This window comes from Brevibacillus dissolubilis (assembly GCF_006170445.1).
Taxonomy (GTDB): domain Bacteria; phylum Bacillota; class Bacilli; order Brevibacillales; family Brevibacillaceae; genus Brevibacillus_B; species Brevibacillus_B dissolubilis.
On the sequence record NZ_VCNA01000005.1, the window covers coordinates 214232 to 228272 of the forward strand.

12 protein-coding genes are annotated in these 14041 nt (G+C 52.0%); 7 read left to right on the forward strand and 5 right to left on the reverse strand.

Annotated elements, in window-relative coordinates; translation table 11 throughout:
• Nucleotides 1-20 precede the first annotated feature (20 nt).
• The 3 genes from FGI41_RS11950 (at nucleotide 21) to FGI41_RS11960 (ending at nucleotide 4104) form a co-directional block, all read left to right on the forward strand.
• A complete protein-coding gene (locus FGI41_RS11950) occupies nucleotides 21-1307 on the forward strand; it encodes a peptidase U32 family protein (RefSeq protein ID WP_139490372.1) in 1287 nt (428 codons plus the stop codon).
• Nucleotides 1308-1309: 2 nt separating this feature from the next.
• The gene (udk, locus tag FGI41_RS11955) at nucleotides 1310-1942 is read left to right on the forward strand and encodes a uridine kinase (RefSeq protein WP_139490373.1); all 633 of its coding nucleotides are present in this window, start codon (nucleotides 1310-1312) and stop codon (nucleotides 1940-1942) included.
• A gap of 170 nt (nucleotides 1943-2112) precedes the next feature.
• Nucleotides 2113-4104, forward strand: coding sequence for an electron transport protein (locus FGI41_RS11960; RefSeq protein WP_139490374.1), 1992 nt, complete (start codon nucleotides 2113-2115; stop codon nucleotides 4102-4104).
• 65 nt (nucleotides 4105-4169) lie between these two features.
• Here the strand turns inward: FGI41_RS11960 and FGI41_RS24960 are convergent, their stop codons facing one another.
• The 3 genes from FGI41_RS24960 to FGI41_RS11970 all read right to left on the reverse strand — a co-directional run bounded on the left by FGI41_RS24960 (nucleotide 4170) and on the right by FGI41_RS11970 (nucleotide 5590).
• Nucleotides 4170-4310: a hypothetical protein gene (locus FGI41_RS24960; protein WP_176560248.1), complete on the reverse strand. Its 141-nt coding sequence runs from the start codon at nucleotides 4308-4310 to the stop codon at nucleotides 4170-4172.
• 79 nt (nucleotides 4311-4389) lie between these two features.
• Nucleotides 4390-4980 (reverse strand): hypothetical protein, encoded by a 591-nt coding sequence (locus tag FGI41_RS11965; RefSeq protein ID WP_139490375.1) that lies wholly within the window; start codon nucleotides 4978-4980, stop codon nucleotides 4390-4392.
• A gap of 28 nt (nucleotides 4981-5008) precedes the next feature.
• Complete coding sequence (locus FGI41_RS11970; protein WP_139490376.1) at nucleotides 5009-5590, reverse strand: matrixin family metalloprotease; 582 nt, start codon at nucleotides 5588-5590, stop codon at nucleotides 5009-5011.
• Nucleotides 5591-5834: 244 nt separating this feature from the next.
• Here FGI41_RS11970 and FGI41_RS11975 point away from each other — a divergent pair, with 244 nt between their 5' ends.
• On the forward strand, nucleotides 5835-7667 hold the full coding sequence (locus tag FGI41_RS11975; RefSeq protein WP_139490377.1) for a peptidoglycan D,D-transpeptidase FtsI family protein: 1833 nt from the start codon (nucleotides 5835-5837) through the stop codon (nucleotides 7665-7667).
• Here the strand turns inward: FGI41_RS11975 and FGI41_RS11980 are convergent.
• Nucleotides 7579-8076 (reverse strand): Mov34/MPN/PAD-1 family protein, encoded by a 498-nt coding sequence (locus FGI41_RS11980; RefSeq protein WP_139490378.1) that lies wholly within the window; start codon nucleotides 8074-8076, stop codon nucleotides 7579-7581. The two genes, FGI41_RS11975 and FGI41_RS11980, sit on opposite strands and share 89 nt — an antisense overlap.
• 237 nt (nucleotides 8077-8313) lie before the next feature.
• Nucleotides 8314-8652 (reverse strand): hypothetical protein, encoded by a 339-nt coding sequence (locus FGI41_RS11985; RefSeq protein ID WP_139490379.1) that lies wholly within the window; start codon nucleotides 8650-8652, stop codon nucleotides 8314-8316.
• Between the two features lie 276 nt (nucleotides 8653-8928).
• Between FGI41_RS11985 and FGI41_RS11990 the strand changes: the two genes are divergently transcribed.
• From FGI41_RS11990 to FGI41_RS12000, 3 genes are all read left to right on the forward strand, one after another.
• The gene (locus FGI41_RS11990) at nucleotides 8929-9522 is read left to right on the forward strand and encodes a hypothetical protein (protein ID WP_139490380.1); all 594 of its coding nucleotides are present in this window, start codon (nucleotides 8929-8931) and stop codon (nucleotides 9520-9522) included.
• Between the two features lie 160 nt (nucleotides 9523-9682).
• Nucleotides 9683-12160, forward strand: a complete 2478-nt coding sequence (locus FGI41_RS11995; RefSeq protein WP_139490381.1) for a penicillin acylase family protein — start codon at nucleotides 9683-9685, stop codon at nucleotides 12158-12160.
• Between the two features lie 107 nt (nucleotides 12161-12267).
• A complete protein-coding gene (locus FGI41_RS12000; RefSeq protein ID WP_139490382.1) occupies nucleotides 12268-13857 on the forward strand; it encodes an esterase/lipase family protein in 1590 nt (529 codons plus the stop codon).
• Nucleotides 13858-14041 lie beyond the last annotated feature (184 nt).

The window sequence follows — 14041 nt, forward strand, 5'->3', positions numbered from 1 at the left end:
GAAAGCATGAGGTGAGAAAGATGAGCACAATCATCATTCCGGATCAAGCCAAGAAGAAAATCATCACAAGAAAACCGGAGCTGCTTGCTCCAGCGGGTTCCTTGGAAAAACTGCAGTTCGCTATCCGTTACGGCGCTGATGCCGTCTACATCGGCGGTCAAGCGTACAGCCTGCGTGCCAATGCGGACAACTTCTCCTATGATCAGATGCGTGAAGGCGTCCAGTTCGCACATGAGCGTGGGGCCAAAGTCTTCGTCGCAGCCAACATCATCGCGCACAATGAAGATTTGGGCGGGATGCGTGAATTTTTCCAAGAGCTGTATAACGTAGGGATTGATGCCGTGATCGTCGCAGACCCGGCTCTGATCCAGGCTTGTAAGCAAGCAGCACCTAATCTGGAGGTTCACCTGTCCACACAGGCCTCCACGACCAACTGGCGCTCCGTGAAGTTCTGGAAGGACGAAGGCATCTCCCGTGTCGTCCTGGCTCGTGAAGTATCCATGCGTGAGATCTACGAGATCAAGGAAAAAGTGGACGTGGAGATTGAAGCGTTCATCCACGGTGCGATGTGTATCGCTTACTCCGGCCGTTGTGTATTGTCCAACCACATGGCGATGCGCGACTCCAACCGCGGTGGCTGTGCCCAGTCCTGCCGCTGGAAATACGATCTGTTCGAGGATGGCTATGACTTCGAAGCAGCGGAAAAAGCAGGCGAAGAAGGAAAAGCACTGTTTGGCGAAGGGGACGAGCAATACACCATGTCTCCAAAAGACCTGAGTATGCTCCCATACATCGCAGACATGATTGAAGCAGGCGTTGACTCCCTGAAAGTCGAAGGCCGCATGAAATCCATCCACTATGTAGCAACCGTATCCCGTGCGTACCGCATGGCGATCGACAGCTATTTTGAAGACCCAGAGAACTTCAAGGTGAAGCAAGAGTGGATTGACGAAGTGTACAAATCCGCACCTCGTACCCTCTCCACCGGGTTCTTCTACGGAAGTCCGAGCACAGAAGAGCAGATTTTCGGTGAGCCGGATCATCCGATTCCATACGATTTCGCTGGTCTCGTGATGGAATACGACGAAGCGACAGGTATTGCCGTACTCCAAGTGCGTAACCATTTCAAGATCGGTGACAATATCGAGTTCTTCGGACCAGACACATTCTTTCAACAAAAAGTGGAGCAGATCTGGCATCACGTCACAGACGAGCCACTCGATGCTGCCCGCCATCCTATGTCATTAGTGAAGATCAAGGTCGCTCGTCCAGTGAAGGCGTTCGACATGATGAGGAAGGAGATTTAAATATGGGTCACCCCGTGTTAATTGGGGTAGCCGGGGGAAGCGGTTCCGGTAAAACCACTGTAGCACGCGAGTTATATCGCGAATTTCAAGATCAAAGCGTGATCATGATCGAACAGGATAACTACTATAAAGATCAGAGTCACCTGAGCATGGAGGAGCGCGTCCTCACCAATTACGATCATCCTTTTGCTTTTGACAATGACTTGCTTCTGTATCACCTGCAAGCCCTGTTGAACGGCCAGACGATCGAAAAGCCGGTGTACGACTTCAAAATGCACAACCGTTCATCCGATAAAATTATCGTGGAATCTAAGGATGTCATCATTCTCGAAGGCATGCTGATCCTCGAAGACCCTCGTATCCGTGAGCTGATGGATATCAAGGTGTTCGTCGATACAGACGCCGATGTCCGCATTGTCCGCCGTATTCAGCGCGACATCGAGGAGCGCGGCCGTACACTTGACGACGTGGTGAACCAATACCTCTCCATCGTCCGTCCGATGCACCTGCAATTCATCGAGCCGACCAAGCGTTATGCTGATGTCATCATCCCAGAGGGCGGCTACAACCGTGTAGCGCTCGACCTGCTGGCAACCAAGATTCAGCGTATTTTGGGTGAAAAGAAGAACCGCTAATCCTGCTTCCTATCGGCAGTGATCAAATGAACCGACGTATTTCCCACAGCGGGAGCGTCGGTTTTTTTGCATCCTGATTTGGATAAACCCTCCTGTCCTATCTCATACTAAGCAACAGATGTCTTTACGTGTCGATTGTGAAAGTGATGAGACGGAAAGGAGGAGCCGTGATGCGACGGTTCGGCCTGTTTGGCATGGTAGTGATAGCGATAGCAGCAGTTGGATTTATCTATTGGGATGATATTGATATGCAATACGGTTATACACCATCGATAAATAAGGTAAAGACGGGTACGACCACGCTCGCCCGTGAGCAAGCGTACGATGTCTGGGGGCACACGATCAGCCCGGCTCAGGCGATGAAGCTTCAAGCTACCGAGCAGGGCAGGCGCATGCTCTCCAGCGAAAATGGGGCGATTGCAATCACGCCTGAGCTGCTCCAGTTGGGACGAACCACCTTTTATGAAGAGACGTTCAACAATGAGGATTTCCTCACCGATGTCATGGGAGTGATCGACGGTCCACTGCAAATCACCAATCTTACCAAGGCAATCATGGAGCTGAAGGGACAAGGAACGACCAATCTGCGGGTGGAGCTGGCAGAGGATTTCACGGCTGGCGGCAAAACCTATAAAAAAGGCGAAAAGATCGATACGGGCCTCGATGTGCCCAAGGGCGCGATGATGCCGCTGGGGATGCCGATCAGCTTAGAAGATGGGCGTCCGAAAGCGGGGATCACCTGTGCCGCCTGCCATGCCACAGTCGATCGGGAAACAGGGATGGTCATCGAGGGTGCTCCCAATGACGATCTCAACGCAGGGATGCTTCTTGCACTGGGTACCAACTCCGCGTCTTATTTTACGCATACGGATCTTGGGAATCTCCGCGCCTATATGGATAAGCTGCGTCCGGTCACGACCACGGAAGGTCAGACGGCCTACCTGCCAGACCCGAAAAAGCTGGAGCAGGCGGTCGACGATGTATTCGTGAAGTGGCCACGCGGTACGTTTGACTCGTCTACCGATCTCAAATCAAACCCGACTTCCAACCCAGATTCCTTCACCAAAGGAGGGCATCCCTACGGCTGGAGCGGCTTCGCCATGGCAGGACCGTTCAAAGGATTAAGTGTGCTCAATAACAATGTACACTCTCAAAACTCAGATACACTCGTGCAGGCCGAGGTCAGCCAACAGCTGTTTAACCTCGACAAAGAAGTCTATATGGGAATCATCCTGCAAAATGCGGCAAATCCGAAGTACCGCTACGATCCGAAGAGCGGCGAGCAGCCAAGCAAGTTTTTTCAGCGAGTAGATCCGACTCCAGGCGTTCTTGGGATGAATGAAGTCATCGAACCGCCCAACTTTCCCAAGGTTACGCTCATGGCGCCAGATACGATGTTTCTCAGCTCTCCAGGCTACAAGCTAGGGGAGCAGGTCAATGCGTTATCCGCTTGGCAGAATTCACTCGTTCCGCCAAAGCCTGCCACCAAGATAGCGGCAGAGCCTCTAGGAGAGGACGTCTTCACCCGTGCCGGCTGTATCAAGTGCCATGCCGGGGAAGCCTACACCAACAACCGGATTATCCCAGCCAATGTGATCAAGACCGAGCCAAGCCGCGCCTCTGCCTTTAAGAAGACGGAAAAAGTCTTCGGCCCGGCCATGTTTTACACACTGGACACTCCTGTGCCGATCCCGCAGGACGCAAAGACTGTCAAGGTTCCGAGCGACTTCATCGATCCCGAGCAGGTGAAGCTCGCCTATGCTCAGGGCAATTCCCCCGGAGGCTACAAAGTCAAAGGCTTAATCGGCCTCGCCGTCAGCGCTCCGTACCTGCATGACTCAGGTGTCGCCGTAGGCAAAGATATCAACACCCAGCTTGGTGTTGCCAACACCGTCAACAAAAACATCCCCGTCGACCCCGCCAACAGCCTCCGCGCCATGGTCGACCGCGACCTCCGTACCAAGGTGATCGCCTCCAACCAAGCAGATCCGGACCTGCGCTACGTCCATGTGACCGGGCAAGGGCATGAGTTCTGGGTAGATGAGAAGGCAGGGTTTACCAAAGCGGAGCAGGATGCGCTGGTACGGTATTTGATGTATTTGGAGCGCAGACCTGCCGCGGGTGGGAATGACACAGATGTGAAGAAGAACGGTAGGAAATAAAGAAGAGCCTGTCCGATTGTGCTAAAAGCACGGGACAGGCTTCTTCGTTGTCTTTTCATCTTTTTTCATTTGATCATCACCAAAAGCTGGTGGGAGAGCGGGCGGCTGGCAAGAGGCGAGGCTCTTTTTCCGCAGCGGACATCCCCTACTTCCACGCAGTGTTCAAACAAGCCAAGCAGCTTGCCAGCCGCCCGTTCTCCCCGCATCCACACCCACTCCCTACGGGATAAAAATAAAAAAAGACCGGAGCCAACGCCCCGATCCTTTTCATCAATCAACCATAACTTATTTCCCGTATTTCGCCACAACTTCGCCTTTCAGCTTGTTAAACTGACCAGCCATGTCACCGAAGTACTCCTTGCCTTCCAGCTCACTGAAGGAGTGAGCATTCACTTGAGTCGCAGCCTCGGTGATGTTGAGGTCATGCTTGCCTTGGTACATCCCAACCAGCACATAGCCCTCGCCATTCATGTCTGGACGCAGGAACAGCACGTATTTGCCTTTTTCATCCATCAGGTTGTAGCCTTCGATCGCTTGATACAGACCATCACCGGTGAAAGCCGGCTCATATACGTTCAGGGTTTGTCCTTTTTTCACGTCACCCTTGTGTACTTTTTTAATTTCGACGAAGGTTTCGGACGCTTTTTGTACGCTTTCGCCGACCTTCCATTCTTTCAGGCCGCGCTTGCCGTTGAACTTCGCTTCGACGACGATTGGCGCGTATTTTTCCATTTCTTCAAGAGAGTTGAACACCACGTAGTCAGCTTCAACGGAAGAAACTGTGAGATCAGCGCTCGCGGTATAAGTTTGTACGGCGCTCACACCTGCAAAAGAAAGAACGGTCGCAGCAAAGGCAACTGCCAGATATTTTTTCATAGGTTGACCCCTCCGTTACTTTTTCAAATTAGTATTTCCACTGCAGATTGCTGATGTCGAGGCTGGTTGGGTTGGTATAGGTGTACAAGCCTTGCTTCATGACAGAGTCGGTTGCAGAGTCTTGGTGCATCAGACCGAGAGAGTGACCGAACTCATGCACAGTGGTTTTATGACGGTTGGCGGTGGAGTAGCCATAGTAATCCATGTAGTAGTCGTTGAGACGGATTTGGACCATGTCCCAGCCTTCGTTCACTCCAGCGGATACATAGGAAGTGCCGCCGCGTTTGAATGGATCGATGATGCCGGCGAAGTCAAGACCATAGTTACCTGCGAAGGCGCGAATCATAGGATCGGAGCCAGCGCTGGTGTAGCCGATGTTGGCACTGGAGATTCCATCGTAGTCGGCTTTTGCGTCAGAGGCGAATGTACCGTAGCCGAGGTTGCCTACGCTCGCGTCTTGATAGTAAGACATGCTGCTGACTTCCGTAGCGGAAAGACCACCGCCAAAAAATGCGGCAGAGCCGCTGAGTGGAGCAGCGTACGCGATGCCTGCGCCTGCCATCATACCCATTGCTACAGAGAGACTTAATGCCTTGTTCTTCATAGACATACTTGTCTACCTCCCATATGATCGTTTTCCTTTCAACTTGTCCACAACGAACGGAACAATGAAAATACAGTGAGTTAAATTATGTAAGTTTTCCGTAAATTGTAAACTATTAATATATTATCATATGCTTCTTTAATTGCAAGATTGTTACAAATGTTTTTGGGCGGGTTTTATCGACAAATTTCGTTTTCGCAGGCGAACCCTTGGCGATACTGGATGGAAAAGGGGTAAGAGGGGTGTCTTGATGAAATTGATGATGACCGCCAAGCGGCGCAGTTTTGTGATTTTACTGGTGATGACCCTTGTCTGGATGGGTCTGTTGGGAAGGCTGTGGTGGATTCAGTTGGGATCGCCGCACCGTTTTTCCCCGCATCAGGTGAATCTTGTCAAAGCAGCGGTCAAGCAGCGTCAACAGACCATCATCCTCAACATCGGACGCGGTGATATCCTTGACCGGAACGGGGCATCGTTTACAGGGCAGGAGCAGAAGGGCCTGATCATTTTCCCGCTGGCGCGCGGCAGTCTGGAAGGGACGGAGGCGCTTGCGAAGGTGGCTGATATCATCAACCAGCCGAAGGAGCGGATTCAGCAGGTGGTGATGACAGGCAAAAGCCCAGCCGCTCTGCGCGACGAACACAACAACATCATCGAACTGACCGATCGGCAGGCAGAGGATATCAACAAGCTCAAGATCCCCGGAATCATGGCACTGGCTGTCACCGACCGCTATCGGCAGGACGCTGTCGCCAAGCACGTCATCGGCTATCTAAGCCAGAATCCGGACTTGGTCAAATCCGAGTACCAGTTCGAATACGAGACAGGCAAAATGACAGAGGACAGCCTCTTGGGCGCATCTGGCGTGGAGCGGACCTTTGACCGTTTTCTCCAAGGGGTGGAGCCGCCGTCCAGCTTGTCCTATTACGTGGATGGTCGGGGTGTCCCACTGCGCGGGCTGGATGTCCGTTATACGTATAACCAAAACAGCTTCTACCCGCTGTCGATCGTCACCACACTTAACCGTGAATTGCAGCGGGATATGGAGCAGGTCGCCGATGATTACGGCATGCGCGAAGGCTCTATCGTCATCCTCGACATCCAATCGGGTGATGTGCTGTCGATGGTGAGCCGCCCCAGCTATGATCCGAGCCATGTCAACGTGAATAAAGACAACTGGCAGAATCACGCGGTCAAGCAGCTGCCGCCGGGTTCGATTTTTAAAACCGTGGTCGCTGCCGCCGCTTTGGCCGAAGGGGTAGTCTCCCCGACCGACGAGTTCCTCTGCGAAGGCGAATACGGCAAGTACGGTTTTTCTTGCTGGAAAAAAGAAGGGCACGGCCACTTGACGATGCAAGAAGCCTTTGCCCAGTCGTGTAATATCAGCTTTGCCGAGATCGCCAAGCGGGTCGGCGGTCCCAAGGTAGAGGAGTACGCCAAAAAGCTTGGCATCACAGCACCAGCCGGTTGGTCTGCGCCGTATCTGTACAAGATCCAGAATTTCCGCCAGATCGATGGAGAGGAAAAAGGCAACGTCTTCAGTCCGGAGGTCTCTCATCATGATGAGGGCGTGCTGATTCAGACCGCGATTGGTCAGCGGGATGTGCGGATGACCCCGCTGCAGGCTGCCAACATGATGGCGACCATCGCCCGCGGCGGCAAGCAGGGGCAGGTGCGTCTCGTCTCAGACATCACCTACAAGAACGGGATCAACTTCCATCACTTTTCCCCCAAGATCGATGAGAAGAGCAGCATTGACCCCGTGACGACCCGCAAGCTGACCCGGATGCTTCAGGAAGTAGTGAATTCAGGCACAGGTACAGCGCTTCGTGATCTGCCGATGCCAGTCGCCGGGAAAAGCGGCACCGCCGAAGTCACCATCAAGGGGGAGGCTCGCACGCATCATTGGTTCGCCGGGTTTGCCCCAGCCAATGAGCCGCGTTTTGCCATCGCGGTGGTGGTGGAGAATCTGCCCACGTATGGGACCCACCAGGCTACCCAAGTTTTCGGGAAAGCTGTTCGCGCGTTATCCGATCGATTAGAGCAATCTGCTTCACCTCAAGTAGCGACTTCTCATAGATAAACGCCCGTGCCTGCACCTGCCCGCGCTTATTGAGACCCGCGATCAGCATGACAGGGGAGAGAGAGGCGTACTTACGCTTGAGGGTCTTTTGAAAAATCGTCATCCGATCACCCCGGCTCGGAGTCAGGCGACGGATCGTATGACTGTGCCAGTCCCCGATGTACTGAAGCCGCCCTGCGCTCTGTGTTCTGACTTTGCGCACCACTTTGTTGATATGCCGCTCGTCGAACAAGACCGCATTGGGGTGCTGGATCGCATTGGGCCCTGGAGTGCCCGCATAGGCGATGATCCATTCGCCATTGTCCATCTGAAAGCCCATCAAAGCCCCGCCTGTCTCAACATGCTGGGCGCTTTGGACGGCATCCTCAATCTGTTTCCACGCTCGTTTGGTGATATACAGCGTCGTCATCTGGCCGTCAACCTCCTTGCGCTGTTCCCTACTATCGTATGTACAACAAGGCGCGGGCGGTACGGATTGGACGGAGGGAAGATCATCCTACAACCACAAAAAGCCGGAGATTCTGCCGCCATCCCTGTGCAGAAGCCCCGGCTTTTTGCCGTTTTTCATTCCCGTATGATTCTTTGTCAGTCACAACAACCGCAAAGCATCGTCCAACCAAGCAAGTACCGTCTGCCCTCTCCTTTCTTACTGCATCGGATCAGATGCTGTCGCTCCATCCTGCACCACGATTGGCGGCTGATCAAAGCCCGTCCAATCGGTGCCCGCTCCATCCATCTCCGTATAGCGCAAGTGAATGGTGATCTTGGTGCGCTCATGCAGTTCGCCCACTAGTAGCGTATGGTTAGACGCAAGCACGTCCACTTTTGTTTTCAGACTGTCAAGATCGTCCTTGATCTCGGTCAGCTCCATACTCATCTGGGTTAGATCTGTGCGGAACTCGGCCATCTGCGCCCGGAACTCCAGCACATCATCCCGCACCATATCCAATCTGCTCTCCAACTCGATCGCACTCCCTTTACTCATCGCAGCAACACTCCCGTCTCTCTCTAGGGTTTCCACGTCCCCCATAAAAGAAGCGTAGCATTGCTTAAAAACTTTCCATGGGGCAAAAAAAGCTTATTTTTTTGAATAACGATCAGCAATCTTTTTTATCGCGTACGGCAAGAGGTGTATACACAAGCATCGTTGATAGCATGTAACAAGTTAGAATGGTATCTCGTCAAAAGTATTGCTGGCGATATCAACGAGTTCGAGTTTACCTGTAACGGTGGGATATTAGGTAGTAGGAGCGGGTGATTCATGAAAAAGAACATCATGAAAATGGTAGCGCTTGGAACACTTGGTCTAGTGGTAGGAGTAGGTTCCTATCAACTGTTCAAAACGGATGTTGCGATCGGTTATACATCCTCCCGACAATTCGAAAATATCGGCGAGCTCCATGAAAAAGCAAAACTGATTGTTACCGGAGAAGTTGTGACCCAACAAGTCGAACCCATGCAGAATGAGCAATTGGGTATCACGATGGATGCGTTAACCAAAACTACTTTTAAAATCAACAAAGTATACAAAAACGATAAAACAACGCAATTCAAACCGGGTGACGAGATTACCGTCTATGAGCCAGCTGGAATTGTTGAGGAAGGAATAGCTGATACGTATTTCTCAACAGATGGATATCGACTTATGGAAAAAGACGCAACATACCTCTTGTTTTTAGAAAGTGGTGTGAAGCAAGGAGACTGGGTGGTCTATGGTTACCAAGGTAAGTACAATATTGATAAAAAGGATCGCGATGAAGCCAAGTTTCTTCAAGGCCATTATAAGGTCCGGTTCGATAAGCTGCAAAGGGAAGCCAAGGAGAAGTACGATTCCTTCGCACAGGAAACGCTATAGAGAGGACGTTGCCTTGACCACAATGCAAGGGCGTCCTTTTTTCATTTCAAAGATAAACATTGACCTTTTCCCCAAAACGTTCTTAAATGGGAATGATATCATACTCATTTTTTGAAGATTTACACAAATCTGCTTTTATGGAAAAAGGAGGAGCAGCAACATGTCAGACGTAAGCAATGCCAGTCAGCCCGTGACTCCTGTACCAACAGCGAAGCCAGTGAAAAAGAGGCGGTGGCTCCTATATAGTCTGCTTGGACTTGGTATTGTGGTTGGAGGTACTTTTGTAAGCGTATACATGTATGCCGCAAAGAGTCTTCCCATCACCAGTGGACAGCTCATCATCCCAGGTCTAGATTACCCGGTGACGGTGTACCGTGACAAGCGTGGTGTGCCGCATATTGAGGCACAGACCAGCCAGGACCTGTATGTGGCACAGGGATATGTGACCGCCCAAGACCGTCTGTGGCAGATGGATTTGAGCCGTCGGGCAGTGGCAGGCCGCCTGTCTGAAGTGATGGGGGAGTCACAGGTGGCGACCGATACATTTTTCCGTACCCTGCAGCTCTACCGTATGGGTGAAAAATCGGTCGAAGTCTCGTCACATGACACCAGTGTCGCGCTGATGGCCTATGCCGAAGGGGTCAACACATACATAGCCGAAGCGATCGGCGAAAATAAGCTGCCGCCGGAATTCAGTCTGCTTGGCTACCAGCCGGAAGCATGGAAACCGGCTGATACGGTCGCAATCTACAAGCTGATGGCCTACCAGCTCAACCGGACGTGGGCGAGCGAGGTGTTTTTGTATCAGCTTCGCCAAAAGGTAGGGGATGAGCTGGCCCGTCAACTGTTGCCTGTCTATCCAGTGGGGGCGGTTACGATCATCCCAGACGATGAGACCCCGTCCAACAAGATGCCCAACCGTGAGCTTCCCCCAAGCGGCACAGGGGTGAATCTCGATAGTCTGATGCAGGCCGCCGTCTTCCCTGATGAGTCGCTTGGCTCCAACAACTGGGTCGTCTCCGGTACCAAGACCGCATCCGGCAAACCACTGCTCGCCAATGACCCCCATCTGGGCATCTCCGCCCCATCCATCTGGTACCAGTCCCACCTCATCGTAAACGGCCCCGAAGAGAAGCTGAATGTGATCGGCGTCACCTTCCCCGGCAGTCCAGGCATCATGATCGGACATAACGAGCAGATCGCCTGGGGCGTGACCAATGTCAACCCCGATGTCCAAGACCTCTATATCGAAAAACGCAATCCCGACAACCCGCAGCAATTCGAGTACAATGGAAAGTGGCTAGACGCCAAAGTCTTCCAAGAGGAGATCAAGGTCAAAGACAAACCATCGATCCCGCTGGAGGTCGTCGTTACCCATCACGGCCCGATCGTCTCCGAGGTGACAGGAGCAGAGGGCGACCGTCCCCAAGAAGCGCTCGCGCTCAAATGGACCGTCTACAACCCGTCTAACGAGTTGGATACTTTTTTACGGATCAATCAGGCAAGCAACTGGCAGGAGTTCCGTGAAGCGCTCAAGGACTACCATCTGCCCGCCCAAAACTTCGTCTACGCAGGTACAGACGGCGTCATCGCCTACCACGCGACAGGTGATGTCCCGATCCGCGCCAAAGGAGATGGTCTGCTCCCCGTACCGGGCTGGACCGATGAGTATGAGTGGACATCGATGATTCCTTTTGACGAGATGCCCGAGCTGATCAATCCTCAATCAGGCTTTATCGCCACCGCGAATAACAAAATCATCGGGGATCCCTACCCGTATCACATCACCCACAGCTGGTCAGAGCCGCACCGTGCTGCCCGGATCGTCGAAGTGCTCTCCCAAAAAGAAAAGCTGACCGCAGATGACATGCGCCGCCTGCAAGCCGATTATGTCAACAAGCAGGCAGAAGAAGTGCTTCCGTTGATTATCCCATCCATCCAGCCAGAACAGCTCAATGAGACACAAAAAGCGGCACTCACCATGCTCGGCTCGTGGGATCAGGTAGACAGCGCCGAACAGGCTGCCCCACTGCTTTTTCATCTCTGGTGGAAGCATCTCATGGCTACCCTCTACACAGAACAAATGGGAGATGCTCTCTACAAGCGCATGACCGACCAGCATAATGTCACCTTTGTCATGCTTAAGCACGCAGCCGACGGACAAGAGAACGACTGGATCAAAGGCGCAGGCGGTCTTACGCGACTCGTTACCACCAGTTTTCAAAAGGCGGTCAACGAGGCGGTTACACTTCAGGGGAATGACCCATCCAAGTGGCAATGGGGCAGCTATCACCAATTCGGCCCACAACATACGATCGGTAAAGCAGTGAAACCACTGGGCTGGCTGCTCAACACCAAGGCGGTTCCCGTCGGAGGAAGTCGAATTACAGTTGGCGCGATGGTTTATTCACAAGATAACGGACTCGTCAATAGCTCTGCGCCTTGGCGTCAAGTCGTAGACCTCGCCCAGATTGCGACCAACTCGATGGATGTCAATACACCAGGTCAATCAGGTCATTTCCTGAGTCCATGGTACGCCGACCAGCAGATGATGATGATTAACGGAGACATGCAGCCACAGCTTTTCACCCCAGAGCAATACCGTACAGGCGAAATATTAATGTTACAGCCAAAGTAACTTTACAAAAACCAAAAAAATTCACAATAGAATAGGCATTGACAAAATGTCAGAAAAAATAGTTAATGTAAGTATGTAAAAAATATTCATTATGAGGAGGAATTTTCATGGTACGTAATGTATTAGCACGTCCACTTGCGGCCGCAGTCATGGTTGCGGCCCTCGCCATCCCTTCTGTAGCCGGTGCAGCAGCTCCAGCTCCAGTGCTTCACAATGACAACGCAACAGCAAAAGCGGGTGACTGGTACCACGGTGCTCTGCCACCAAACGTGGATTACAGCAAGCCGGTTATCCTGTTCGTACAGGGTCTGCACTCTGACTACACCACTTGGTACAACTCCAATGGTTACTATGATGCCGCTTACAACATGGGCTACCGTACTGCCTTCGTTCAGCTGAAAGACGCAGACGGCGGCGGTGGATCCCCTTGGACGAACGGTCCAATGCTGGCTAGTGTCATCAAAAAAGTAGCTGCTTACTACGGCGTATCTAAACTCAACATCATCGCTCACTCCAAAGGCGGTATCGACACTCAATCCGCTCTCATCCACTATGGTGCGTATCCATATGTAAACGTGGTACACCAACTCTCCACTCCAAACAAAGGTTCTGAACTGGCTGACATGTCCTACGGCAGCTGGACTTGGTGGATCGGTGCGATCATGGGTCAACAGGACGACGCGGTATACAGCCTGCAGACCTCCTGGATGGCAAGCTTCCGTTCCCAAACAGACTCCCGCACTGAAAAGAACTATGCAAGAACCTACACCTCCGCAGGTTGGGGCGATGAAGGAATCGGTACGGCTTACTGGTACGCACACGCTGTGCTCCCAGGTGAAGACGATGGTGCTGTAGCAGAATACTCTGCACTTGGCCTGCCATGGGGGATCAAATCCTTCACAGCTGACATCTCTCACACTGAGATGAGACATGCTTCCCAAACCTGGAGCAAGGTCTATCCGAAGCTGACCACCTATTCCTACTACTCTGCTCCACAAGTACAAGCTGACGCAGTCGAAGCAGACGCGGTCATCGAGGCACCACAAGAGTCCTCCAACATGATCCTGCGCGGCGGTCAAGTGAAAGGACAAGCCCAAGACACCTTCGTCGTAGAAGACGGTCTCGACAGCATCACCCTCGATGTCATGACCGCTCACGAAGACAGCAACGTGGTGCTCGTAGCTCCTTGGGGCAAACGCATCACAGCTGAGAAAAAAGGCAAATCCGGTGAAACTACTGATATCTTCGGCAAAGCTTCCCATAACTACTTCCAAATCGAAAAACCTGAAAAAGGTACCTGGACGATCGAAGTAGAAGGCAACGACGATGCTTACTTCATGTACGCAAACGTCCAAGACAGCGATGCAAAAGGCAAAGCGAAGGTAAAAGCCAACAAGAAAGTCTTCAAAAAAGGCGAAGTGGCTGACCTCTCCATCGAGTTCGACAAAGTTAAAATGGTTGCTGACAACGTGAAGAAAGCGAAAGTAACCAAAGCAAAAGCGAAGACCAACAAAGGTCAAGAGATCGCTCTCGCAGCAAAAGGCAACACCCTCACAACGAGCTTTGAAGTACCAAGCGAATCCGGCGTATACAACCTCTCCTTTGATGTAACCGGCATCAACGAAAACGGTGACGAATTCACCCGTTCCGTGAACTACAACTTCGCGGTTGCTGACGAAAACGGCAAAGTAGAATAGTTTTAACCACATTGTATTCATTGAAAAATCCGCTGTCCTTATTGGGAGGAAGCGGGTTTTTCGCGTTTTACATTGCTTTTTTACCAATAAATTTCTAAAATAGTGAATAGACTCTAATAATAGGCAATGGATGTGCCAAAGCCCTACTTATAACTTGGTGAAAGACAGCCTGAAAACGAGCGTG